The sequence below is a fragment of the Lachnospira pectinoschiza genome (assembly GCF_020564355.1).
GTDB lineage: Bacteria > Bacillota > Clostridia > Lachnospirales > Lachnospiraceae > Lachnospira > Lachnospira intestinalis.
The window spans coordinates 470,997-493,737 of the sequence record NZ_JAJCRR010000003.1; the positions used below are offsets into that span (position 1 = coordinate 470,997).

The window sequence follows — 22,741 nt, forward strand, 5'->3', positions numbered from 1 at the left end:
AAATAATGAATACAGTTCTACAGAAGTACCGTTTTCTTTATATTATTGGAATTTTCAGATACAAATCCATGTATTTTCATGGGAAACAGTGCTTGAATATTTACAGCTTTTTGATATAATATGAATAAATATAATGTGTACATGAGGTGATTCATATGATAAATATTAAAGATTTTTGTGATATGGAGCAGTTTGAACAGATTATGTCCAACTGGGCGAAAGCTACGGGACTTGCAACAGTCGCTGTAGGTGCTGATGGCAGATACATTTCCGAGTGTTATAATTTTACGGAATTTTGTATTGATTTGACAAGAAAAAGTCCGGAAGGGTGCAGACGATGCGAAAAGTGCGACAGGGAAGGCAAGGGCGTATATTTCTGTCATGCAGGACTGATTGATTTCGGTATCGAGTTAAAAATCGGGGACGAAGTGGTTGGCTCTGTGATTGGTGGACAGGTATTGTCCGAAACACCGGACGATGAAAAGTTCCGTGCGGTCGCAAGGGAAATTGGTGTCAATGAAGACCGGTATATTGCAGCATTACATAAGGTCACAATACGCAGTGAAGAAGCAATTCGTGCCAGTGCAGAACTGCTGGGGCAGGTTTTAAACAACTATATTAATGCCCAATATATGGAAAAGCACAATAAACAGATTATTGGAAAGCTGGGTACAGGCGCAAAGGATGCCGAAGAGCTGGTCAACAGGATTAAGGAAAAGACGGTACAGCTAAATACCGTTCACGGAAAGCAGAAGATTCTTGCGTTAAATGCGAGTATTGAAGCGGCAAGAGCCGGGGAGAACGGCAGAGGCTTTGCGGTGGTTGCCGGAGAAGTCGGAAAGTTATCCGATTTTATCAATGATATTAACAAAGATATCAATAAGCTTGTCGGAGAAATTGATACCGTTGTTCGTAAAATGAATGAATAAGAAAATGAGAACCCGGTCGTCAGGCAGGGGATAGGAGGACACATGAACTTAACAGGACGCGATTTTTTAACATTAAAGGATTTTACACCGGAAGAAATTCTGTACTTGATTGACTTATCCGCAAAGTTAAAGGATATGAAAAAGAAAGGCATTGTAGAACAGCCGCTGCGCGGTAAAAATGTAGCACTCATTTTTGAAAAGACAAGTACAAGAACACGCTGTTCCTTTGAAGTGGCAGCACATGATTTAGGCATGGGCGTGACCTACCTTGACCCGCAGGGTTCCCAGATTGGCAAGAAAGAAAGTATTGCAGATACGGCAAGAGTGCTTTGTACAATGTTTGAAGGCATTGAGTACAGAGGATTTGAGCAGACGATTGTGGAGGAACTGGCAAAGTATTCATCTGTACCGGTATGGAACGGTTTAACCAACGAATACCACCCGACACAGATGCTTGCGGATATGCTGACAATCCGTGAAAAGCTCGGCAGATTAAAGGGCGTGAAGTTCGTTTATATGGGCGATGCAAGATACAACATGGGTAATTCCCTGATGATTGTCTGTGCAAAACTCGGACTGCATTTCACAGCCTGCACGGCAAAAGAATATTTCCCGGATAAAGAGCTGGTAGCACAGTGTGAAGCATGGGCAAAGAGAAGCGGCGGTTCAATTACATTGACAGAAGACGTAGAAGAAGGCACAAAGGGCGCTGAAGTTTTATATACCGACGTATGGGTATCCATGGGTGAACCGGACGAAGTATGGGCAGAGCGAATCAAGGCACTGTTACCGTACCAGATTAATAAGAAAGTTATGGAAAATGCAGCACCGGATGCAATCTTTATGCACTGCCTGCCGTCTTTCCATGATTTAAAGACTAAGATTGGCAAGCAGATTCATGATAAGTTCGGCTTAGATGAAATGGAAGTAACGGACGAAGTATTTGAGTCTGAACAGTCCGTTGTATTTGATGAAGCAGAAAACAGAATGCACACCATTAAAGCGGTAATGGCAGCAACACTGGGTGCTTATTAATTCCAAAAAGAAACGGAGCAGAAGATGTATTATACCACGAGTGGAGCATACCGGAAATCTAAAATGCTGATTGACTATGCAACGATTGCGCTGACGGCAGTGATTATGATTTTATTTATCTTAATCCTGTTTCTGCGCAGTAACAGCGGAATCTTATTTCCAATCGTTTTCCTGGCAGGAGCGCTTATCAACGGCTTATCCGGGATAAAAGCATTTATGAATAAAAAAAGGCTGTCGGGAGTATTTCTGATAATTGCCGCAGTGATTCTGCTGATTGTAAGTGCAGCAGTCGGACTGGCGGTATTGTAAGATGTAAGAACCGGCAGAAGCATCAGCCGTAAAAATGGGCTGCCGTACTAAGAGAGAAAAGACAGATTCTTAGTGCGGCAGCCCTGCTATATGAAAGATTTTAATGGAGCAGGGATTCATGAAAACAAAGATATTAAGACAGTTAAGAACAACAAATGAATATGTTTCCGGTCAGATGTTATGTGATGAGCTGGGGGTGTCAAGAACTGCCGTATGGAAAGCAATCAACCAGTTAAAAGAAGAAGGTTATACGATTGAGGCGGTGCAGAATAAGGGCTATAAGATTACGGGATATCCGGACATTTTAACGGCAGAGGAAATTGAGAGCCAGTTAAATCCCGGCGATACGGTAAAAAAAGTGGTCTATGCGCCGGAAATTGATTCCACCAACAATGAAGCTAAAAGAAATGCAGAAAACGGAGCAAAAGACGGCACACTTTATATTACGGAAAGCCAGACCGGCGGCAGGGGCAGGCGGGGCAGACAATGGGTATCTCCGTCAGGAAGCGGAATCTGGATGACATTGCTGTTACGTCCGCAGATTAATCCTGCCAATGCCTCCATGCTTACAATCGTTGCAGCGATGGCAGTGACTATGGCAATCCGCCGTGCAGTTGCAGAAACAGGCGCAGACGTGGAATGTCATATTAAGTGGCCCAATGACGTCGTTATCAATAAAAAGAAAGTCTGCGGCATTTTAACAGAGATGAGTGCAGAGCTTGACTGTATCCACTATGTAGTGATTGGTATTGGAATCAATGTCAACACAACGGAATTCGCAGACGAAATCAAAGAAACTGCATCGTCTCTTTTTGTCGAAACAGGAAAGAATATCAAACGAAGCCGCATTGTAGCACTGTTTGCCGAAGAATTTACAAAATACTATCAGAAGTTTTTAAATACAGGCGATTTAAGCGGTTTGGTGCAGGATTATAATGAAATGTTAATCAATGCGGGCAGGCAGGTGCGGATTTGTGACGCAAAAGAAGAATTTAACGGTGTTGCGGCGGGGATTGACAGCCATGGGAAACTGCTTGTGACCAAAGAGGACGGCACACAGGCGGTCATATCGGCAGGAGAAGTATCAGTGAGAGGATTATATGGATATGTTTAATGAAAATGTAGTGCTTTGCGCATCCAGTGCGTATGAGAAAAAGTTTTATCTGAACGAAGCCTTTGACAAGCTTCCGGAGGATATTAAAAATGAATTAAAAATTATGTGTGTGCTGTTTACCGAGGAAGTCGGCGGCATTTTAACACTTGAATTTGACGAAAACGGCACGCTGTTATTTAAAACTGAAGCCGATGAAAATGACCTGCTCTATGATGACATTGCCTGCGGTATGCTGATTAAGAAATTACAGTATGAAAAGCGGGATTTGTTAGAGTCGATGGAAATGTTTTACCGGGTGTTTTTCCTTGGAGAATAACGAATAGGAGAGTGTGAATGTTTATAGGAAATGTAGAAATACAAAATCCTGTTGTACTGGCACCGATGGCAGGCGTTACAGACCTGCCATTTCGTCTGTTATGCAAAGAAATGGACTGCGGTCTTTTGTATACGGAAATGGTCAGCGCAAAGGCAATTTTATACGGCAATAAAAATACAGAAGCATTAATGCAGGTAACACCGAACGAACACCCGATTGCATTGCAGCTGTTTGGCTCAGATCCGGAGGTGATGGGTGAGATTGCAAAGCGTGTAGAGGAACGGCCGTTTGACATTATTGATGTAAATATGGGATGCCCGGTTCCAAAGGTTGTCAATAACGGTGAAGGCTCGGCACTGATGAAAAATCCGGTGCTGGTCGGAAAAATCGTAGAAGCCATGGCAAAAGCCGTTCAAAAGCCGGTAACGGTTAAAATTCGTGCGGGTTTTAACGATGAAAGCATTAATGCGCCGGAAATTGCCCATGTGATTGAGGAGTCCGGCGGGGCGGCAGTTGCCGTACACGGGCGTACAAGAGAACAGTATTATTCGGGAAAGGCAGACTGGGACGTTATCCGCAGGGTTAAAGAAACGGTTAAAATTCCGGTGATCGGAAACGGTGACATTTTAACGGGACAGGACGCTATCCGGATGTTTGAAGAAACCGGCTGTGATGCCGTGATGATTGGACGCGGTGCGAGAGGCAACCCATGGATATTTTCACAGGTGAGCCGCTATTTAAAAGATAAGACGGTGCTTGCACCGCCGGCAACAAAAGAAATCTGTGATATGATACTGCGCCATGCCAAAATGCTCATTGAAGCAAAAGGCGAATACACCGGAATCCGTGAAATGCGCAAGCATTTTGCATGGTACACGGCAGGCATGAAACATTCTGCGGCACTGCGCGGCAGGGTCAATCAGGTGGAGCATTTTGAAGAACTGGAACAACTGGTGGATATGGTACACGGGGCTGATGAAACAAAGTGAAGTTTGATACAGCTGATTGACAGATGAATATGATTAGGCTATAATATTATGACTAGTTTTAAAATGTTATAAATGTAGAAAGGGATAGATGAAAATGGCAGAGAAACAGTTTCTTACAAAGAAAGGTTACGAAGAACGTGTTGCATTACTGGAGAATTTAAAGGTTGTCAGAAGAAAGGAAGTTGCCCAGAAGTTAAAGGAAGCAAGAGAGCAGGGCGATTTATCTGAAAATGCAGAATACGATGCAGCCAAGGACGAACAGAGAGATATTGAAACACAGATTACAGAGCTTGAAGCAATTTTAAGCAATGCAGAAATCATTCAGGACAATGATAAGAGTACAGACCGTGTTAAAATGGAAAGTGTTGTAAAGCTGCATGACATCGAATATGATGAAGATATTGAGTATGTTATCGTCGGTTCTTCCGAAGCAGACAGCTTAAACAATAAGATTTCCAACGAATCACCGCTCGGTGCCGCTCTCATCGGCAAGAAGGTTGGAGAAATCGTAAAGGTAGAAGCACCGGCAGGCGAAATCGAGTATAAGATTGTAGAAATTATAAATGAATAGTCGATAAGGAGAAAGAACAGTGGCGGAGAAGAATAATACACAGATGCCTGATGTCAATGAACAGATTAAGAACCGTATGGATAAGTTAAAGACTTTGCAGGAAGAAGGCAGAGACCCATTTGAGATTACAAAGTACGATGTGACAAACCATACACAGGATATTAAAGAACATTTTGAAGATTTTGAAGGCAAGGAAGTATCCATTGCAGGACGATTAATGGCAAAGCGTGTCATGGGTAAAGCCTCTTTCTGCAATGTGGCAGATTTAAAGGGCAACATTCAGTTATATGTAGCAAGAGATTCTGTCGGAGAAGAACCGTATGCACGTTTTAAGAAATTTGACATCGGCGATATTGTCGGCGTAAAGGGTGAAGTTTTCAGAACACAGAAGGGTGAAATGTCTGTTCATGTATCTGAAATCACACTTTTAACAAAGAGCTTACAGGTGCTTCCGGAAAAGTTCCATGGCTTAACAGATACAGAAGTGCGTTACAGACAAAGATACGTGGATTTAATTGTAAATCCGGAAGTCAGAACAACATTTATGAAGCGTTCACAGATTATCAAGGAAATCCGTAACTTCCTTGATGGCAGAAACTTCATGGAAGTAGAAACACCAATGCTCGTTTCCAATGCAGGCGGCGCGGCTGCCAGACCATTTGAAACACATTACAATGCACTGGACGAAGATGTAAAGCTTCGTATTTCACTGGAATTATACTTAAAGCGACTGATTGTCGGCGGCATGGAACGTGTTTACGAAATCGGCAGAGTATTCCGTAATGAAGGTGTGGACACCAGACACAATCCTGAATTTACATTAATGGAACTGTATCAGGCATATACCGATTACAACGGCATGATGGAACTTGCAGAAACCATGTACCGTACAGTATGTGAAAAGGTAAACGGTTCACCGGTTGTAAAATACGGTGATATCGAAATCGATTTTTCAAAGCCGTTTGAGAAGATTACAATGGTTGATGCTGTTAAGAAATATGCAAATGTGGATTTCTCAAAGATTGAAACACTTGAAGAAGCAAGAGCTGTTGCAAAGGAACACAATATTGAATTTGAGGAAAGACATAAGAAGGGTGACATCTTAAATTTATTCTTTGAAGAATATGTAGAAGAACATCTGATTCAGCCGACATTTGTTATGGATCACCCGGTAGATATTTCTCCGCTGACAAAGAAAAAGCCGGATGCACCGGAATATACAGAACGTTTCGAGCTGTTTATGAACGGCTGGGAAATGGCAAATGCGTACTCTGAATTAAATGACCCGATTGACCAGAGAGAACGTTTTGCGGCACAGGATGCGCTGGCAGCAGCCGGTGATGACGAAGCCAACCACACAGATGAAGACTTCTTAAATGCGCTGGCATACGGTATGCCGCCAACGGGTGGTATCGGATTCGGTATCGATAGAATGGTTATGCTGCTCACAGATTCCGCAGCAATCAGAGATGTTTTATTGTTCCCGACGATGAAGAGTTTAGGCTCGGATAAGCAGGAAAATAAGGTGTCTAAGAGTAATTCAACAGAGAATTGCGACCAGATTGCGACTGTTGAAGAGAAGATTGATTTCTCAAATGTAAAGATTGAGCCATTGTTTGAGGAAACAGTTGACTTTGATACATTTTCAAAATCAGATTTTAGAGCAGTTAAGGTTAAGGAATGTGTAGCAGTACCTAAGAGCAAGAAACTTTTACAGTTTACTCTTGATGATGGTACAGGTGTAGATAGAACAATCCTTTCTGGTATTCATGCATATTATGAACCAGAAGAATTAGTTGGAAAAACATTGATTGCTATTACAAACCTTCCACCTAGAGCAATGATGGGAATTGAATCCTGTGGTATGTTACTTTCAGCAGTAAATAATCTTAAAGATTCAGAGGATGAAGAACTGCATCTGATTATGGTAGATAACCATATTCCAGCAGGAGCAAAATTATATTAAAAAGAGAACATGCTCAATAGTATGATAATGGGAGGATGGAAGGAAACTTCTATCCTCCTAATTGCATATATTTTAGAAGGAGAAGGTCTAATGGCAAATATTACAAAACAAAAAAGAGACCAGATGATAGCTTTCCTTGAGAAATTAAAGAAGGAACATTCGGATGATGCATCCGTGAGAGCATTTAATGAAATTGAGAATCACATTAAAGACAAAAAATTCGGATTAGTATTTGAAGAACATACTGAGGAAGTTGATGAATTACTGAAAGAAAATATTCCTGTTTTGTGTGAGGATAGACAAAGAAGAATTTGTAAAAAAATAGAAAATCCATGGAACTTTTTGATAGAAGGTGATAATTTGCAAGCCCTTTATCTTCTTGAGAAAACACATAGAGGTAAGATTTCGTGTATATATATAGACCCACCTTATAATACAGGTGCTAAGGATTGGAAGTATAATAACAATTATGTTGTAAAAGAAGATGTTTATAGACATAGTAAATGGCTGTCAATGATGAAGGTAAGACTGTTGATGGCAAAAAAATTGCTGAACCCGAATGATTCTGTTTTGATTTGTACAATAGATGAGAAGGAATATTTACACTTGGGATGTCTTCTAGAAGAATTATTCCCAGAAGCAAAAATTCAAATGATTACAGATGTGATAAATCCAAGAGGAACAAATCGAGCAAATGAATTTTCAAGAGTGGACGAATATGTTTATATTTGTAGAATAGGTAAAGCATCGGTAGTTAAAACAGAAGATAATATGTTAGGAAATACTGATGAGTCGAGAAAAGGAAGAGTGTGGGATTCATATAATCGTACAAATAATCTTAGATATAATCATAATAATCAGTTTTATCCTATATATATTGATGAGGAAAAAAAGCAGATTATTAAAGTAGGAGAACCACTTGATGTTAATTGTGGACAGGATGAATTCCCGAAATACGAAGGTTTGACAGCTGTATTCCCAGTTCGTAAAAATGGTGAAGAATCATCATGGAGGGCTGTACCTAAAACTACTAGAGAATGGATAGAAAAAGGATATGTTAGAGTAGTGGGTCAGGAGAAAAGTGGTAGATGGTTATTAAATTATATACCTTCAGGCTTACAAAAGAGGATTGAAGAAGGGGAAATAGTTGTTGGTGGAAAAACAGAAGATGGAGTTCTTGATTTGAAACGAATAGATTCTGTTCCGAAGGTTGTTAATCCAAAAACGGTTTGGAATTTAAAGCGGCATAATGCAACAGATTATGGAATTAATTTATTGAATCAAATTTTAGATGCACGGTCTTTTTCTTATCCCAAGTCTTTATATTCCGTTTTTGATGCTATTTCATTTTTTGTAAAAGACAAACCAGAAGCAATAGTGTTAGATTTTTTTGCAGGGTCAGGAACAACGCAGCATGCTGTTAATTTATTGAATAAAACTGATGGCGGAAATCGTAAATGCATTATGGTGACAAATAATGAATGTTCTGCAAAGGAAGAAAAGCAATTAGTTAAGGCTGGATATAAAAAAGGGGATGCTGAATGGGAAGCTTATGGTATTGCTCATATGGTTACTTGGCCAAGAACGAGAGGAAGTATTGAAGGTATTGATTTTCAAGGGAAAAAGTTAAAAGGGGAATATTTAGTAAATGGAATAGATGGCAAACCAATAAAAATGTCAGAAGGATTTGATTGCAATATTAAGTATCTTAAGTGTGACTGGACGCCTCGAAAACCTAAGGACTATTTATTAAGTAACGCATTATGTTTACATATAAAAGAAATGATTGAGCTGCAAAATGCATTAGAAATAGACGGAAAAGAAAATGTTTTGATTTTGAATAAGGATGACATAAATAAATATATTATGGACGATTCAAAATATTCATCAATTCGCAGAATATGGTTAAATCAGAATATAATCTTAAATGCAGAAGAATTAGAGTTGCTAAGAAATAAAGGATTTAAATATATTCCAAGAGAATTTTTTGGACAAGAATTAAGGGAGGCAGCGGAATAGTGTTTATTGGAAGACTTTTCGATTTTCAAACGAAACATGAAGAGAATTTGTTGAATAAATGTGCTGACCACGAAGAAATGGTCTTGTATGCTCCAACAGGTTCGGGTAAAACAGTAATAGCATGTAAATTTATAGACGATTATCTTGATGAAAACCCCAATACAGTGTTTCTTTGGTTGTGTCCTGGTGCAGGAGGATTACAGAAACAATCACAAGATAGTTTCGAAGAACTCACATCTGGTATTCAGTTTGGTGATGTGTATTCTTTTATAAATGAGCAAAACCCTAGTGGGCAAGTGTTTTTTATTAATTGGGATAAAATCAATAGTAAGTCAAATGTTGTTCTGAAAGAGGGTGAACATAAAGATTTTATGTCAAAGATTTATGCATGTCATAATTCTAATATTGACATATTTATGATTATTGATGAGGAACATAAATATCGGAATACAGCAAATCAATATGTAGCTAATATTCATCCTGCGCATGTTCTTAGAATATCAGCAACACCTGTAACCATAGCAGACCATGTGGAAATTATTTCAGATGATGAAGTTATTAAAGCTGGTCTTATTGCTATGGGAATATCAGTTAATGAGGGCGTTACACAGGCAATACAGGAGAATAATAATCTTGATGATGATTTAATGCTTCTTGAGTTGGCAGATAAGAAAAGAAAACAGGTTAAGGCAGAGTATGAAAAGCGTGGTTTAGACATTAATCCGCTTGTTGTTATTCAGTTCCCTAATGGAAATCAGGAATGGATTGATAAAGTAAAACAGGCACTTGATGATATGGGGTATCCAGAATCATCCGGTTTTGTTGCTTCTTGGTTTAGCGGAGATCATCCAGATAAACCAGAAGAAATTACAAAACTTAATGGAGAATACAGATTCTTATTGTTCAAACAAGCGATTGCAACAGGATGGGATTGTCCTAGAGCAAAGATTCTTGTAAAACTTCGTGAGGGTGGAACTGAAAGGTTTAATATTCAAACCGTTGGAAGAATTAGAAGAATGCCAGAGCGAGAGCATTACGATAGTGATTTATTGGATTGCTGTTATTTATATACACTTGATAGCCAGTTCTCGGAAGGTTTAACAAGTAGTATTAGCGATAGCTTCTATACATATCAGTACAAGAAAAAATCTGATGTATTTAATGTGACGCTAACAAGGGAAATGCTTGATGGTAACGATAGAATATCGGTTAATCCAGAAGCTGTTGTAAAGGTTGTTAGAGAACAGATGCTCTCAGAATGTGATTTGAATCATGATGGTAAGCTTGATAAAAGAGAAATGGAAGTAAGTAAGGGATATATGTTTGGTACTAAGCTTAAAACTTCGGCTATAGAAGGTGTAGCAAGAACCACTCACGATATGACGAAACTTAATTCCATCTTTGGTGGTGAACACCAGATTAACAATCATGATGATGGTTTCATTATCAGAGATGCTAAGAGAAGGATTGCAAGAGCTATTGGTATTGATGAAAATATTTCCAATAATGCGTTAAGGGTTCTTTTTGGTCCACAGGATATGCAGATGTCATTGTTCTCGCAGGAAGAAAAAGATTTTGAAGCTGAGAATAAATTATTAGAAGGGATGACTTTAAGAGAATATAATGCATTTCTTGTAAATAATAGAGATAGATTAGTTGAATTGTTTAGTAAGATTGATGAAAATAAAATTGCTGATGTTAAAGAGACAGAAGTTCTTGAAAAAGAATGGAGTATACCTCCATACCAATACTATAAACAGCATAAGAAAATTGCTTCAACCCAAAATATGAACACAAATGTTTTTGAGGGATACGGAAATAATATTCTAATTGCTCCAAATAGAACTTGCACTGAAATTGCATTTGAGCAATGGTGTGAAGATGATAAGCATCCTGTAAAACATGTTTATAAGAATGGTGATAAGGGTGATGAATATTTTGGAATCGTTTATAGAAAAGCATTTAGAAGAAATCATTTCTATCCAGATTATATCGTTCAAACTGAAAATGGTGATGTTTGGATTATTGAGGCGAAGGGTGGAATAACTTCGGATGGTAGTTCCAACAATATTGATGGATATGCAAGTAAGAAATTTGAAGCGTTGAAGCATTATGCAGAGAGAGTTGCAGAAGTTAAATGGGGATTTGTAAGAGCTGTTGGTTCTCAAATATATATATCAAATACTGAATGGGATGAAAATGTCATGAATAATGATATTTGGAAACCTATTGAAGATATTATAAGATAAGAATAAAAAGCGGAAATGGATCTGAAATAAATCAGTTCCATTTCTTTTTTATTCTTATTTTTCAAGATATTTCTCTAGCATATGAACAAAAAGTTGTCCGATTTTCTCTTTTTGAATATCTATTTTTTCTTTCGTAAGAAGAACATTAAAACAGTAATTAACAAGATAATCAATTAGAATTTGATAGTTCTGAGGATTATCAGTAACTATACCGAGTTTATTTAATATATTTGCAGATAAGCAGGTGTTTATATTGATGCATTCATCCATTTTTTTGATTGCAAAAGAAAACTTATCGTGAGGTAATGCAGAGATAAGATATTCTTTTAGGGATGTTTTGTCATATTGGCTTAATGGTGTGAATGCTTGATAACCTTGAAATATATCTGACAGCAAGGCTTTCAGAGGGTCATTTAGGTTGTCAACTTCACTATTCGCAAGAAAATCTTTCCATGCATTAAGAGTGGTCGAATTGACAAGCGCATAACAATTATCTGGATGCATAAAATAATTGAGAAAATCTCTATAATTATCATCACTCATGGCTTTATTTATAATATCAATGTTGATTGTGGAGTAGTGAGAAGCAATTGCGGAAGGTGTGAATCCAATGAGTTCTTCTGCCCCTAATAAGTAATCAATATTACAATCTAAGACATTACAAATATCTGCCACCTTGTCAATTGTAGGAATTGTTGTTCCGTTTTCCCATTTTCCATAAGTTCTGCGCTCAACATTCAGTTTTTCTGATAGAGTATCTTGTGATTTGCAGTAAGCATATTTTTCATAAGGATTGTTCCGTTTGTCCTGATTATTCTTATATTGTTTCCAACGAGATTTTCGCAAATTTTTTAATTGGGTTGAAAATACATTTTTGTCATACATAAGTGACATATCCCTCCTTATATAAAATACGATATGGTGTATGCTTGGTATTTATATGTGACATATTATAGCGTAAAATAAATATTGTCAAGAGCGCAAGACAATAGGTCAGCAACCATGGATAAGCTGATAAAAGAAAGGAGGCGCACAACTATGTTAATGCAGTTCGTTGGAATATCAGAAATGTCATTTGATACCAAAGAAGGTAATCACATAGAAGGTACAAACTTATACTTACTCACACAGAATCCTAATGTTGAAGGTTTAGAGGCACTCAAATTATTTGTTCCTAGAAGTATTGCTTTACCTAAGGGCATGGAATTAAATAAAAAGGTAGATGTTGAGTTTAATCATAAAGGAAAACTTGTAAAAATTAGTTTGGCATAATTTATAAAGAAACTCTACTGACATTATGTAAACAGATGACGCAAAGGGAGGAAATATTCCTCCCGATGCTTGTCTATTAAGGAGAACACAATAATGAATAAAGAAATTGAAACAAAGCTTATTGAATGTCATATCCTCATGGTTGAAGCTCTGAAAGGATATGAAGATAGAGCTTATCAGAGTAACAAGCTGTTTGAATTAAGACAGTATAGCAATCAGCTCCCAGATGAAATGAATAAAAAGATTACTGAATATGCAAATAATACAATTCGCCCTATGGTATATGACTCAGACTATTGGTCATTTATAGAAAAGGATGAGCAGTATGGTTCGTACAATGAAGATAATCATTTTGTTGTTGATAGCGACCGCTCGCTTGAATGCATCATATTTAGGAAATATCACAATATATGCGGTTTACATGAGAAGTTAAATGCATTTATGTCGAAAGAATTTCATTTGGATTATGGTTGCTAAGTATATTTTCTTGGGGGAGTGGATATTCTATTCCCTTGCTTGTTAAGAAAGGAGATATATGGATAATAAGCAGTTTAATGAACAGAGGCATAACAGGAAAAAACAGAAGTATAGACTTTTATTGGGAATTCAGCAGTTATGGAATTATCCAATATTGAATCTTATATGGTTGCTGTTTGGAATTGGAGTTGTGTTTTTGGTAATAGCTGAGAAAGAGTATATTGCCAATGTGGAAGTAGTTCCTGTGTTTGAATCTATATTCTCAGCATGCATGACAGCAATAATGATTATATTTCCAATTATATGCGCAATCGGAATAGTACAGTTTATAGGTTTCTGTTTTGCTATCAAAGATGAAGCCGATATGGAGCTTGTATTTGGTGATAAACGAGATGTGAAAAATCAACCGCCAATATTAATATCTAAGAAAAAAGATAGAAAATCGGGAGTTATTAAAAGAGAATTCTATACTACTATTCCGATGGAACGATGGCAGGAAAAGAAGGAAGCTATCTGTGACAGACTGGATGTGCATCTTATAGGTGATATTACTTATGGTGGTAGGAAAAAGGATAAAGGTAACCATATCTATTTTGAATCGGCTAAGGGCAGGAATCCAAAGGAACGAGGTGTGTTGTATGATGATACCTTCTAAGGAAGTGCTTATAGGCTATGATTATGATGCATGGTATGGATTTGGTAATAGAGTACCTGTAACTGTGGATGCATCCACTAAGAATAACTCCCAGACGCTTATATGTGGCATGAGTGGTTCTGGTAAAAGCTATTTGACAAATCAGTATTTTGCTCGAATTTGCATGCATGGTGGCAAAGATTCAGTTGTCTATTTTGCGGATTTTAAGCAGGATGATTCTTTTTCTCATTTGAGGAATTGTCCTCGATATTATCCATATAACAAAACCATTGAAGCTCTTGAAAAGGTATATGAAATTATGCATAAGCGTCAATGTGGAGAAGATGCATCAAGGCATTATGTAACGCTTGTATGGGATGAATATATGGCTAACATTTTGGCACTTCTTGGAACAGAAAAAAAGAAAGCGGAAGTAGTTATGCATAAGGTTTCAGAAATCCTTATGCTCGGACGCTCGTTAGCGGTAAGATTAGTGATTGCCTGCCAGCGCCCAGATGCCTCAGCTTTTCCAACTGGTTCAAGACTCAATTTTGGCGTGATCATCATAGTAGGTGCGACCTTAGAGAGCATATACTCAATGCTCATGCCGAAGGAGTTGATAGATAAGGTAGGCAATCGAGAATTTCATACTGGCGAAGGCGTTATGCTGTGGCAGGGTTCAGAACTTAAGTTTATAAAAGTACCTGTAATAAGGGATGAAGAGAAAATGAAGGCAATTTGTGTTGAGGCATTGACAAGATAACCAGAGGCGGTGGCGGTGGCGAAGCCACAAGCCATCCGCAACAGGTTTGGTTTAGTATTACCCAAACCTGCACAAACATGTGCACTCCTTGTATTTACAGGCTTTGTAGCCTGTTCGCAAGGCTGCACATAATGAACAGGAGGCGATAAAAATAAAAGATACTCAGAGCTTTATGTATCAGCTTACGATTAACGCTCCAGAGGAAAAAGGATGGACGCATGAACACATATTAGAGGTGATGCGTGGAAACTTCAAAACGCTTGTATATATCTGCATGGCGGACGAGCAGGGAAGCTGTTATCACACGCACATCTTTGTGGTATTTGCATCCAGAGTGAGATTCAGTATGGTTAAGCGTTATTTCGAGGAAGCGCATATTGAAAAATGCAAAGGTTCAGTATCTGATAATGTAAATTATGTTAAAAAGACTGGTAAATGGGAAACAGACGAGTCGAAGCAGGAAAAGAAAATAGAAGGAACTTTTGAAGAGTATGGAACACAACCGCCAGACAGTAAAGGAAAAAGAAGTGATATGTCTGAACTTTACCAGATGGTATTGGATAATATGACTAATGCAGAAATACTGGCTCAAAATCAAGATTATATTCTTCAAATTGATAAGATTGATAAAGTTAGAACGACAATATTAACAGAGAAATACAAAGAAACAGTCAGACTGGATTTGAAAGTGGTTTACATTAGCGGAGCTACTGGAACAGGAAAAACCAGAGGTGTTCTTGAAAAGAATGGATATTCAAATGTATATCGTGTAACGGATTATCTGCATCCTTTTGATTCATACAATGGACAGCCAGTAATCGCATTTGATGAATTCCGTTCTTCTCTTAGAATTAAAGAAATGCTTTTATTTTGTGATATATATCCTATCGAGCTTCCGAGCAGATATACCAATAAATACGCTTGTTACAACAAGGTGTATATAATCTCTAATTGGTCTCTGGAAAAACAGTATTATGAAGTCCAGAAGGATGATAAAGAATCTTGGGAAGCTTTTCTTAGAAGAATTCACAAGGTTGTAATCTATTCAAAGGATGGAAGTATTAAGGAATATGATTCAGTAAAAGCATATCTGGAAAGAGATGAATTCGTTGAGATAGACGATGATGTAGATTTACCTTTTGATTGAAGGGAGTGATTGTTATAGATAAGAAATATATTCCCTTATGGGAAAAAGCAAATTTGACACTTGAGGAAGCTTCCATGTATTTTGGAATCGGTCAGAATAAGCTTAGGGAATTAACTAATAGTGATAGTTGCCCTTATGTTATCTGGTGTGGGAATAAGAGATTGATTAAGCGTAAATTATTTTCAGAATACTTAGAAAAGATGTACTCAATATAATTTGATAGAGATGTAACTTTTAATAGACAATGAGAACATGTTGAAGCTATAATGTGCTTGAGCGTGTTCTCTTTGTTGTTATGAAAGGAGATTTTACATGGCAGTAGAGAGACGCAAAGATAATAAAAACAGAGTTTTGAAAGAAGGCGAATACCAGAGAAGTAGCGGAACTTATGAATTCAAATGGAGAGACAAGCGAGGCGGTCGGCACTCTATTAGTGCAGTTACTCTTGAGGAATTAAGAGAAAAAGAATTGGATGTGCTTCGAGATGTTTTAGATGGTGTTAGATCGGATAAGAATAATCTTACCATCAATGATTTGTATAATAGTTGGGTACAGCTTAAGAGAGGTCTTAAAGATAATACCTTCTCTAATTACAAATACATGTATACCATGTTTGTTGAACCAGATTTTGGCAAGAGCAGGCTCGTTGATTTGAAGCGTTCAGATGTTAGGGGATTTTATAATTATCTGGCGGATGAAAGAAATATACAGGTTAATACAATCGACAGTATCCACACTGTACTGCATCAAGTATTAGAGCTTGGAGTTGAGGATGATTATCTTAGATATAATCCTTCTGACAACGCTTTAAAAGAACTGAAGAAAGCTCGGAATTTTGAAGTCGAAAAAAGACGAGCATTAACAGTTCCAGAGCAGGAGTTATTCGAGAAGTTTCTCAGCAAGCATGGGCAGTATCACAGATGGTATCCTATTTTTACTATCATGTTATGGACTGGGATGCGTGTTGGAGAAATCACAGGGCTTAGATGGTGTGATATTGATTTAGAGGAAGAATTAATCAATGTGAATCATACATTGGTATATTACTGCACCAGAACAGAGGCAGGACAGATTTTCGCAATCAATACCACTAAGACAAAAGCAGGTGAGAGAACAATTCCCATGCTTCCAATCGTAAAAGAAGCTTTCCTCATGGAAAAGGAATATCAAGAAGAATGTGGAATTAAGAGTGAAGCTGTTGTTGATGGTTATCGAGATTTTATATTTGTAAATCGTTTTGGTAATGTTCAGCATCAAGGCACACTTAATAAAGCTCTTAGAAGAATTATTAGAGACTGCAATTTCGAGGTACTTGATAAAGATCACCGAGATAATGCAGTTATTCTTCCCAAATTTAGCAACCATTCTTTGAGACATACTTTTACAACCAGAATGTGTGAAGCAGGTGTAAACATTAAAGCTATGCAGGATATTCTGGGACATGCGGATGCAGAAACAACGATGCAGATTTATGCAGAAGCTAATAAGGATTTGAAGAAATCGGAGCTTATCAATTTTGACGAGTATTTCGCTAAACAGAAAAAGGCTCAGTCTGGTAATTAGCAGGTTGCGATATTATTGAAAAAATGATATTATATTTTTGCTAATTTGTTGGCAACAGGTTTTGGTTCGATTCCAAATATTCCCTACATAATTATGACATTGGTTTCCATTGTCTCCGCAGGCATCTGCTATGATGCAATTAAAGATATCTTTGATAATACAAAAGGGGGACACACTATGAAGAAAATGACACAAATTATTACTAGCTGGCTATGTTGCTGCGGGAATATGGTGTAATGGTAGCATGGTGAAAAGTATCACATAGTCAGCACCAAAAATAATCTGTGATGTTATCACGGTTGCGACATTGCGACCAATATGCGACTGATTTGCGACCAATTATGAAGATTTGTGTAGATTTATGAAATCAGAGCATAAAACACAGGTAACGGAAACACAGTTATAATAAGATATAAAGACATATTCGCAATATCGGACGATATTCCCGACAATGAAGACACTCGGCGGAAAGACACCTGCTAATAACTCAGATAGTTTGGTGGATAACTCATCTGATAATGGCGCAGCTTGTGGAAATAATAATGGCTTCTTTACAGCTAATGAAAAAATTGATTTTTCTAATGTAAAGGTTGAGCCTCTATTTGAAGAAGAGGTAGACTTTGATACATTCAGTAAGTCAGATTTCAGAGCCGTTAAAGTTAAGGAATGTGTAGCAGTTCCTAAGTCAAAGAAGTTGCTTCAGTTTACACTTGATGATGGTACAGGCACAGACCGTACTATTTTAAGCGGAATCCACGCTTACTATGAGCCAGAAGAGCTTGTTGGAAAGACACTTATCGCTATTACCAATCTTCCACCAAGAAAGATGATGGGAATTGAGTCTTGTGGTATGTTACTTTCAGCAGTAAACAATCTTAAGGATTCAGAGGATGAAGAGCTTCATCTTCTTATGGTTGATAACCATATTCCTGCTGGTGCAAAGCTCTATTAAGATGATGTAAAGATGTACCGTTTTACAAAATAGACGGGACGTACTTCATTTGATAAAAAACTAAAAAAACAGCGATTTACATCAAACTTACATCAATTGATGCAGAAATCGGTGCAAGCAAGAAAAAATCGCATAATTAGCAGAATGAATGGGCAGTCCTGAAATCGGGATTGCCCATTTTTAGAAGAAAGACGAAAAACTCTTGACCTGCACGCAGCGTATACGCTTATACTATCAACATAAATCATAAGGAGGTGCATTTGATGTTATTAAATGAAATTATAAATGAGGTTGGAATGACAAAGCGTGCAGTTAAGTATTATGAAGAAAAAGGATTGCTGTCAGTGGATAAAGATAACAATGGTTATCGTAACTATACTGCACAAGATGTTGAAACTTTAAAAAAGATTTCAGTATATAGAAAACTCGGTATTAGTATTAAAGACATACAGAGTCTTTTGGAAACTGGCGACAAAAGTATTCTTCTTCGTATTTATCAAGAAAAAGTGCAGGAAAAAGTTTTAAAAGACTCAGAACTTGAAGCTTTGAAGCAATTTATAGATGATGGTGACGCAGACAAAGCAAATGAGGCACTTGATTATCAAACCGTTGAAAATGCAATTGAGTCTTTGCTACCGGGAAAAGAATGGGGAGATTATTTTAAAAGTCATTTCAAACCATTTCTTAATGTAAGGTTGAAGACTCTGGAACAGAAGCAGGCACTACAGAATATATTAGAATATTGCGATGAAACGACATTGAAAGTTCCTTTTATTATGGGAATAGGTGCGAAGATGATAGGTGGGATTGCACAAGAAACCAGAACCGCAGATGAGATGATAGCCTATTATCGTGATATGAGTGAAAGTGAATATGAAAGACTAAAAGAAAAAGTATGGAAAGGTGCTAAAATAAAAAATGGTATAATGAAATACCATCCAGCATTTATTGCACAGAGAAAAATGCAGAAAGAGTTACAAAATAAAGGATATAACGATATATTCATTCCTAATTTAATGGTTCTGTCTCCAACGTATGCAGAATATAAGAAAGCGTTAGATAATGTGAACGATAGAATGTGTAGAGAACTTGGACTGTATTATGATAGCAATTATAACTTAGTTATTAAAGAAGATAATTCTAAGTAAAAGTTAAACTACCCTTTGGGAGAGGAAAAATCCTTTTCTCAAAGGGCTTTTTCTATTTATACGGATATTCGCAAACTACAAGATAAAGCCAAAACTTCATATACTCTAAGCACAAGGAGGTTGAGGTTTGGCTATGAACAACAATTTAGCAGAAGTACACCCGGAGCTTGTTTCGGAGTGGTCAGAGAAGAATTTACTGCTTACACCTGATGGCATTACTTTCGGTTCAAATAAAAAAGTATGGTGGAAAGGTACTTGCGGTCACGAATGGCAGGCAAGCGTTAAGGCTCGTTCTAATGGAGAAAAATGCCCGATATGTTCCGGTGCGAGAGTGATTGCAGGTATTAACGATTTGGCGACATTAGAACCATTACTGGTAAAGCAGTGGTCGAAAAAGAATAAGATAAAACCGACAGAGGTTTCTATTGGTTCTCTGCCGCATAGATTCAAAAAAGAATTTCTATGGGGTAGGGGAAGAGCGCTTTCTTTGCGCATGATTTCAGTCATTTATACACAACAGGTACAAAAATGGAGATGCGAAAAAACTCAATCGAGTTTTTTCACATCCACTATTACAACGATGGGGCAGCTCATTTGTGGCAGAATGGTATGGTTGAAGCGCGGAGCGGCATCATGAATGAAGGGTGATGTCGCTCGAAATTATACGCAATGAAATAAGCGCGGTTCAGCAGGAATTGCTATTGAAGTTGGAAATAAATTCAATCGCCATGCTAGAATATGCACCAAAACAAGATTCCGAGGCCTGCTGAAAACAGGATCATCAGAATTGGCGATGGAGCTGTTTTTCTGATTATTTTACAAATCAGATGTGTTGCTCCGAGCATGGCAAATACTGCGATAGAGCGCAAATCGGGCGCAAATCCGGCCTGTAAATCTGTGAGGCCAAACAGCGTAGACAGCGCCATGCTGAGCGCGGTCGCAAGGATCATCGCTACAACGCACGGACGAACTCCCGATAAAAAGGCGTTGACGGGTGCATATTTCATCAGATTCTTTAGTGCGGATGCAATTAAGAGAATAATCAAAAATGACGGCAACACCACGCCCAGCGTTGCAACAAATGAACCGAGGATTCCGCCCTGTGTTGAGCCGATAAAGGTTGCCATATTCACGGCAAGGGATCCCGGTGTGGATTCAGATACGGCAATAAAATTCAGAAACTCGTTCTCTGTCAACCAGCCGTTGGAAAGCACCCTTTCGCGTACCAGCGAAACCATTCCATAGCCGCCGCCGAAAGACAAGGCACCGATCATCAAAAAGTTCAGAAAGAGACGCAGATATATCATGACGTTTTCCCATCTCCTTTCCGGATTTTTCGCAGAAAGAAAACAACAAGCCCGACCGCGCCGCAGATCAGGATGTAAAACACAGAGGAAAACGAAACTGCCGTGATCGAGCAACAGAGCATGGAAGCCATGACCAACGTGAGAAGCGTCAAGTTTAGTGTGTTTTTGTCAATACTTTTAAGCATTTTCAGTCCTGCGGTAAGGATCAGATAGATCACACATACCTGAATCCCGCGGAATGCGCAGGAAACCCAGCGCAAACTGAGAAACTGATCAAAGAACAGCGAGATACCATAAATTACAAAGAAAGATGGAATGCAGACAGCAAGTGTGGACATGGTTGCACCCGCAAATCCTGCAATTTTGTAACCAATGTAAGTCGCACTGTTGATGGCGACTGGTCCTGGCGTGGATTCGGCTACCGCAACCATGTCCAGAAACTCGCTTTTTTCAAGCCATTTTTTCTTTTCAACGAACTCATTTTCAAGCAGCGCAATCATAGCGTATCCGCCGCCAAAGGTGAACGCACCGATTTTTAAGAATGTGATAAATAAAGAGCAAATTAGTTTCATGCCTGTATATCCCTCCTTCTGCGAATAATACCTACAAGAAAAACACCCAATAGAATCAGGCAGCCAGATAACACCTGCGACACGCGGACTCTTGGCATCAGATATAGACTGTCAGTACGAAGTCCCTCTACAAAGCAGCGTATCACGCCATAGCCAATCATGTAAAACGGAAGCAGATATCCTTTTTTCTGAAATGCGGATAGGAGATCAGCATGACAATCAGCAGCAGTGTATTCAGTGCAGATTCGTAGAAGAACGTCGCCTGATGCCACTGCCCGAGTTCCTCTATGTAAACATCATACGGAAAGAATTGGAGATCTAGATTTGTGATCAGATTTCCGTAAGTCTCCTGATTCACAAAATTCCCCCAACGTCCGATGGCTTGTCCAAGAACAAGGCTGGGAATCAGCGTATCTGCAAGCGAACAGAAGGAAAGTTCTTTGACCTTGCAGTAAATCAGTACAACAGCAACACCGCCGAGGATGCCTCCATAAATGGCAAGCCCGCCCTTATTGATTTGAAAAACGGAGAGAAGGTTATCCTTGTACTGCTCCCACTCAAAAAGCACATAGTATGCTCTGGCACAGAGAATACACACGGGAATCATCCCATCTACGGGTATCTGAAAGACCGGAGAACAAGCAGCGCTGGATTATCGACGAGGAAGCTACCGCCGTTGTGCGCCGCATCTTCCGCATGGTCAATGACGGCAAGGGCGTGTATCAGATCGCGGATATTCTGTCCGAGGAAAAGGTGCTTTGTCCGTCTGCCTACCTTGCTGCAAAAGGCGTGGGTAACCGTAGAAACAGCAAGTTTGAAGACCCCTACCGCTGGTGGGGTACGACGGTGAGCTATATTCTTGCCCGCGTGGAGTACATGGGGCATACCGTCAATTTCAAGACCTAACGCATTTCTTTGTTTTGGTTTCCATACCTATTTTTTTTAGGTTTTGGTAATATCCGTGCATACATTTTCTTCTCCTATATTATCGCAATTGGCCTGTTTCCTTTATAAAAATTCACCTTTAACTTGAATATTCATTCTACAGAGACTAAAGTCATATAGCGTAAAGACCCATTCGTTAAGATAAAAATGAAAACAGAATCCTCACATGGAATATATTAAACAACAGTACACTAAAAAGCAATAGACAGAAAGAAATTTTATGGCAGGTCGGATGAAATTCCTGCATCTGACAAAAAGGAAAATGAATAGGATATGAGTAGCTTGCCACGAGGGGGCTTAAAAGTGTAAGGAGATTATTGTAAATGATAAAATAAATATGTACATTTAGTGGAAAATAAAAAAAGATGAATTATGCTGCCCGAATGTATAGGAAGGTAGGATTTGAAATTGTTGATGAAAATGACGAAGAATATATTATGATTTGTAAGTTATAAGCACTTGCA

General features: G+C 38.4%; 23 protein-coding genes and 3 pseudogenes. 22 read left to right on the forward strand and 4 right to left on the reverse strand.

Features of this window, described 5'->3' with window-relative positions; genetic code table 11:
• Positions 1–155: 155 nt before the first annotated feature.
• The 10 genes from LI288_RS14425 (at position 156) to LI288_RS08395 (ending at position 11,497) form a co-directional block, all read left to right on the forward strand.
• Positions 156–929 carry a PocR ligand-binding domain-containing protein gene (locus LI288_RS14425; protein ID WP_320055230.1) on the forward strand — a complete coding sequence of 258 codons (774 nt, stop codon included), beginning with the start codon at positions 156–158 and terminating at the stop codon, positions 927–929.
• A gap of 42 nt (positions 930–971) precedes the next feature.
• A complete protein-coding gene (argF, locus tag LI288_RS08355) occupies positions 972–1,964 on the forward strand; it encodes an ornithine carbamoyltransferase (protein ID WP_022431951.1) in 993 nt (330 codons plus the stop codon).
• Positions 1,965–1,988: 24 nt separating this feature from the next.
• Complete coding sequence (locus tag LI288_RS08360; protein ID WP_022431950.1) at positions 1,989–2,273, forward strand: hypothetical protein; 285 nt, start codon at positions 1,989–1,991, stop codon at positions 2,271–2,273.
• A 118-nt stretch (positions 2,274–2,391) separates the two neighbouring features.
• Entirely contained in the window at positions 2,392–3,387 is a 996-nt protein-coding gene (locus tag LI288_RS08365; protein WP_022431949.1) for a biotin--[acetyl-CoA-carboxylase] ligase, read from the forward strand.
• Positions 3,380–3,703 carry a DUF6145 family protein gene (locus LI288_RS08370; protein WP_227090126.1) on the forward strand — a complete coding sequence of 108 codons (324 nt, stop codon included), beginning with the start codon at positions 3,380–3,382 and terminating at the stop codon, positions 3,701–3,703. The genes LI288_RS08365 and LI288_RS08370 overlap by 8 nt, the downstream gene beginning before the upstream one ends.
• Positions 3,704–3,720: 17 nt before the next feature.
• Complete coding sequence (gene dusB / locus LI288_RS08375) at positions 3,721–4,692, forward strand: tRNA dihydrouridine synthase DusB (RefSeq protein ID WP_227090071.1); 972 nt, start codon at positions 3,721–3,723, stop codon at positions 4,690–4,692.
• Positions 4,693–4,786: 94 nt separating this feature from the next.
• Positions 4,787–5,263, forward strand: coding sequence for a transcription elongation factor GreA (greA, locus tag LI288_RS08380; protein WP_022431946.1), 477 nt, complete (start codon positions 4,787–4,789; stop codon positions 5,261–5,263).
• 43 nt (positions 5,264–5,306) lie between these two features.
• Complete coding sequence (gene lysS, locus LI288_RS08385; RefSeq protein ID WP_264473951.1) at positions 5,307–7,229, forward strand: lysine--tRNA ligase; 1,923 nt, start codon at positions 5,307–5,309, stop codon at positions 7,227–7,229.
• Positions 7,230–7,319: 90 nt separating this feature from the next.
• A complete protein-coding gene (locus LI288_RS08390; RefSeq protein ID WP_227090073.1) occupies positions 7,320–9,248 on the forward strand; it encodes a site-specific DNA-methyltransferase in 1,929 nt (642 codons plus the stop codon).
• Positions 9,248–11,497, forward strand: a complete 2,250-nt coding sequence (locus tag LI288_RS08395) for a DEAD/DEAH box helicase (RefSeq protein ID WP_227090074.1) — start codon at positions 9,248–9,250, stop codon at positions 11,495–11,497. Before LI288_RS08390 ends, LI288_RS08395 begins: the two co-directional genes overlap by 1 nt.
• A 54-nt stretch (positions 11,498–11,551) precedes the next feature.
• On the opposite strand, the gene LI288_RS08400 is transcribed toward LI288_RS08395, so the two are convergent.
• Positions 11,552–12,382 (reverse strand): helix-turn-helix domain-containing protein, encoded by an 831-nt coding sequence (locus LI288_RS08400; RefSeq protein ID WP_227090075.1) that lies wholly within the window; start codon positions 12,380–12,382, stop codon positions 11,552–11,554.
• 153 nt (positions 12,383–12,535) lie between these two features.
• On the opposite strand from LI288_RS08400, the gene LI288_RS08405 reads away from it, so the two are divergent.
• From LI288_RS08405 to LI288_RS14510, 10 genes and pseudogenes are all read left to right on the forward strand, one after another.
• The gene (locus LI288_RS08405; protein ID WP_117440992.1) at positions 12,536–12,769 is read left to right on the forward strand and encodes a hypothetical protein; all 234 of its coding nucleotides are present in this window, start codon (positions 12,536–12,538) and stop codon (positions 12,767–12,769) included.
• Between the two features lie 93 nt (positions 12,770–12,862).
• The gene (locus tag LI288_RS08410; RefSeq protein WP_227090076.1) at positions 12,863–13,246 is read left to right on the forward strand and encodes a hypothetical protein; all 384 of its coding nucleotides are present in this window, start codon (positions 12,863–12,865) and stop codon (positions 13,244–13,246) included.
• Between the two features lie 58 nt (positions 13,247–13,304).
• Positions 13,305–13,901, forward strand: a complete 597-nt coding sequence (locus LI288_RS08415; RefSeq protein ID WP_117440990.1) for a hypothetical protein — start codon at positions 13,305–13,307, stop codon at positions 13,899–13,901.
• Positions 13,885–14,643 (forward strand): hypothetical protein, encoded by a 759-nt coding sequence (locus tag LI288_RS08420; protein WP_227090077.1) that lies wholly within the window; start codon positions 13,885–13,887, stop codon positions 14,641–14,643. Before LI288_RS08415 ends, LI288_RS08420 begins: the two co-directional genes overlap by 17 nt.
• Before the next feature lie 172 nt (positions 14,644–14,815).
• Positions 14,816–15,790, forward strand: coding sequence for a hypothetical protein (locus LI288_RS08425; RefSeq protein WP_227090078.1), 975 nt, complete (start codon positions 14,816–14,818; stop codon positions 15,788–15,790).
• Between the two features lie 5 nt (positions 15,791–15,795).
• Positions 15,796–16,005 (forward strand): excisionase, encoded by a 210-nt coding sequence (locus tag LI288_RS08430; protein ID WP_330379191.1) that lies wholly within the window; start codon positions 15,796–15,798, stop codon positions 16,003–16,005.
• A gap of 97 nt (positions 16,006–16,102) precedes the next feature.
• Positions 16,103–17,353 (forward strand): tyrosine-type recombinase/integrase, encoded by a 1,251-nt coding sequence (locus LI288_RS08435; protein WP_227090079.1) that lies wholly within the window; start codon positions 16,103–16,105, stop codon positions 17,351–17,353.
• 535 nt (positions 17,354–17,888) lie between these two features.
• Positions 17,889–18,305: pseudogene (locus LI288_RS08440) on the forward strand (hypothetical protein); the annotation flags it as partial.
• 263 nt (positions 18,306–18,568) lie between these two features.
• Positions 18,569–19,453 (forward strand): MerR family transcriptional regulator, encoded by an 885-nt coding sequence (locus LI288_RS08445; protein ID WP_227090081.1) that lies wholly within the window; start codon positions 18,569–18,571, stop codon positions 19,451–19,453.
• A 133-nt stretch (positions 19,454–19,586) separates the two neighbouring features.
• Positions 19,587–20,090, forward strand: coding sequence for a zinc-ribbon domain-containing protein (locus LI288_RS14510; RefSeq protein WP_227090127.1), 504 nt, complete (start codon positions 19,587–19,589; stop codon positions 20,088–20,090).
• A gap of 94 nt (positions 20,091–20,184) precedes the next feature.
• Here the strand turns inward: LI288_RS14510 and LI288_RS08455 are convergent, their stop codons facing one another.
• The 3 genes and pseudogenes from LI288_RS08455 to lgt all read right to left on the reverse strand — a co-directional run bounded on the left by LI288_RS08455 (position 20,185) and on the right by lgt (position 21,939).
• Positions 20,185–20,760: a chromate transporter gene (locus tag LI288_RS08455; RefSeq protein WP_227090082.1), complete on the reverse strand. Its 576-nt coding sequence runs from the start codon at positions 20,758–20,760 to the stop codon at positions 20,185–20,187.
• Complete coding sequence (locus LI288_RS08460) at positions 20,757–21,332, reverse strand: chromate transporter (protein WP_109257243.1); 576 nt, start codon at positions 21,330–21,332, stop codon at positions 20,757–20,759. Before LI288_RS08460 ends, LI288_RS08455 begins: the two co-directional genes overlap by 4 nt.
• Positions 21,329–21,939, reverse strand: a pseudogene (gene lgt / locus LI288_RS08465) (prolipoprotein diacylglyceryl transferase). The gene LI288_RS08460 and the pseudogene lgt overlap by 4 nt, the downstream one beginning before the upstream one ends.
• On the opposite strand from lgt, the gene LI288_RS08470 reads away from it, so the two are divergent.
• On the forward strand, positions 21,906–22,238 hold the full coding sequence (locus LI288_RS08470; protein WP_227090083.1) for a recombinase family protein: 333 nt from the start codon (positions 21,906–21,908) through the stop codon (positions 22,236–22,238). The pseudogene lgt and the gene LI288_RS08470 sit on opposite strands and share 34 nt — an antisense overlap.
• A gap of 398 nt (positions 22,239–22,636) precedes the next feature.
• Positions 22,637–22,732, forward strand: a pseudogene (locus tag LI288_RS14615) (GNAT family N-acetyltransferase); the annotation flags it as partial.
• Positions 22,733–22,741: the final 9 nt, after the last annotated feature.